Here is a 2,090-nt window from a genome sequence, read left to right as displayed (position 1 = left end):
GATCTTGACCCTAGACAAGTCAGATCATCCCAGATCAGAAGGCACTTTCGCGTTCCCGAGCGTCACCACCACCAGCCCTTACTGAAGGGCCGAGGTTAGGGCTTCTAGGCGGCTGGCTCGTATTCGTTGATCAGGCCTCCGAGGATCGTTCGGCGCCGGATGCGGTCGGTCGGAGCGGGGAAGGCGATGACGTTGTTGCCGTCGTCGGGAGCGCGGAGGCTGATTCCGTCGCCTTGATGGCTGCGGCCTCGGTTGTAGTGCTGCACATACGTGTCGAGGACTATTCGAAGGTGTCGCTCGCCAGCGATGAGCATCCGGTCGGTGCATTCGACTCGGACGGATTTCACCCAGCGTTCGGCGAAGGCGTTCATGCGGGGTGCTTGCGGCGCGGTCTTCATGATCTCGATGCCGATAGAGGTGCACACCGCGTCGAAGGCGTCGGTGAAGCGGCTGTCGCGGTCGCGGATCAGGTGGGAGAACCGCCGACCGGAGTCTTCGAGGTCGGCGGTGAACTGGCGGGCGAGCTGGGTGGCCCATGCCGCGGTCGGGTGGGCGGTGATGCCGAGGAGGTGTACCCGGCGGCTCTTGGCCTCGATCACGAAGGCGACGTTGAGGCGTTGGAGGGTGACCGCACAATCCACGTGGAAGAAGTCCGTGGCCGAGATGGTGCCGGCGTGGGCGCGAAGAAACGTGCGCCAGGCGTCGTCGTGCTGTCGTGGCGGCGGTATGCGGTGGGAACGTAGGATCCGGCGGATCGTGGACGCGCCGACCCGGTGGCCCAGGCGGCGCAGTTCGCCCTGGACGCGGAGAACGCCCCACGTCCGGTTCTCTCTTGCCAGGCGGATGATAAGCGCGGCCAGCTCATCGCTGATCGGTGGGCGGCCCGGTGGTCTGGGCTGGCGCCATTTCGCGGTGAGCAGGCGACGGTGCCAGCGCAGGAGCGTCGCAGGCGCGACGATCCGGTGAGCTCGCAGTACCTTCGGCAGGATCCGCGCGCGCGGCAAGGACGGCACGGTCGGTCCAGTCGAGACGCGGTTTCGGGTTGCCGCGGCGAAGCATCGCGACCTCGTGACGCAGCACGAGTATCTCCGCGTCCTTTGACGCCGACGACTGCGCCAGCAAGGCCAGCCACGAGATGACTTGGATGAGGAGCTGGTAGATCAGTCGCACGGCCACGAACCCGATCATGAGGGCTAGGACTCCGAACACCGGGCGACGTCAGCGCCGCGAGACATAGCCCGACCCTCGAAACCGCAGCTTACGAGCCGCGACCGAGTATGGGAGTAGGACAGGCGTAGAGGTAGTCGTCGCCGTCGCGGGAGGACTCGAGGAACATCCGTGCCTGTTCGCTCGTCCACGAGCTGCCCTTGCGCTTGCGCAGTGGTGGCAGCTTCGTCAACGGGGCCACGTGCGGCTAGACGCCGTCGGACCCTGCCCCGGGCAGCGTCCGCACGACGGTCAGCGTCACATCGCCGTCCTGGTAGGACACCCTGAACATGTGGTGGCCCGCGTTCAGGATCCGCCGTTCCGGCAGGGAACGGAAGTTGCCCTTGATCGAGTCGCCGCTCATGATCGTCAGTACCGTGCCCGGAGTGAGGGGCGCGCGAAGGTGCCGTTGCATTATCTGATCGGGAGACGCGGTACGGCCTGGTCGGGTCCGCGTCAGGTGACCCGGGCGAGGTCGCTGAACGCCGAAGCGACTCGGAGCTGGGGCTGGCTGTCGAGCCCGAGTTCGTAGTGTCCGCGTCGCACGTTCTGCATGAAGGCGTGTCCGGCGATGATCACTTGTGCGGTCTGGTCGGTCCGGAGCCCGCGCATGGGTCGTAGCCGGTGTTTGAGCTGACTGTGGTCGGCCTCGATCGAGTTATTGGCGTGCTGCTCGACGTGGTGCCAGGCCGAGGGGATCAGGTCGTCGAGCACCGCGGGGTAGACCGGGGCGGCGTCGGTGACGACTTCGCTGGGCGTCACCTTCAGCGCCCGCAGCGCACGCTGGAAGAACCGCCGGGCCGTCGCGGCATCACGGCGGGCCGAGACGAGCACGTCGATGACCTGCCCGTGCTGGTCGACCGCCCGGTAGACGTACCGCCATG

At 66.7% G+C, this 2,090-nt stretch carries 5 protein-coding genes and 1 pseudogene; all 6 read right to left on the bottom strand.

Annotated elements, in window-relative coordinates; genetic code table 11:
* Nucleotides 1–104 precede the first annotated feature (104 nt).
* A complete protein-coding gene (locus ABZV00_RS37745; protein ID WP_355615432.1) occupies nt 105–599 on the bottom strand; it encodes an integrase core domain-containing protein in 495 nt (164 codons plus the stop codon).
* 186 nt (nt 600–785) lie between these two features.
* Nucleotides 786–839: pseudogene (locus ABZV00_RS37740) on the bottom strand (hypothetical protein); the annotation flags it as partial.
* 22 nt (nt 840–861) lie between these two features.
* Entirely contained in the window at nt 862–1,176 is a 315-nt protein-coding gene (locus ABZV00_RS37735; RefSeq protein ID WP_355615435.1) for a hypothetical protein, read from the bottom strand.
* 82 nt (nt 1,177–1,258) lie between these two features.
* Nucleotides 1,259–1,399, bottom strand: coding sequence for a hypothetical protein (locus tag ABZV00_RS37730; protein WP_244298838.1), 141 nt, complete (start codon nt 1,397–1,399; stop codon nt 1,259–1,261).
* A gap of 15 nt (nt 1,400–1,414) precedes the next feature.
* A complete protein-coding gene (locus ABZV00_RS37725; RefSeq protein WP_355615429.1) occupies nt 1,415–1,570 on the bottom strand; it encodes a hypothetical protein in 156 nt (51 codons plus the stop codon).
* A 92-nt stretch (nt 1,571–1,662) separates the two neighbouring features.
* Nucleotides 1,663–2,090 (bottom strand): DDE-type integrase/transposase/recombinase (locus ABZV00_RS37720; protein ID WP_355615426.1); only part of this gene is annotated, 428 nt, incomplete at its 5' end.

The organism is Micromonospora sp. NPDC005173, from assembly GCF_040608515.1.
In the GTDB taxonomy this organism is placed as follows: Bacteria; Actinomycetota; Actinomycetes; order Mycobacteriales; family Micromonosporaceae; genus Micromonospora.
Note: the sequence above shows the minus strand (reverse complement) of the source record. Positions and strands in the feature narration are given on the sequence as shown.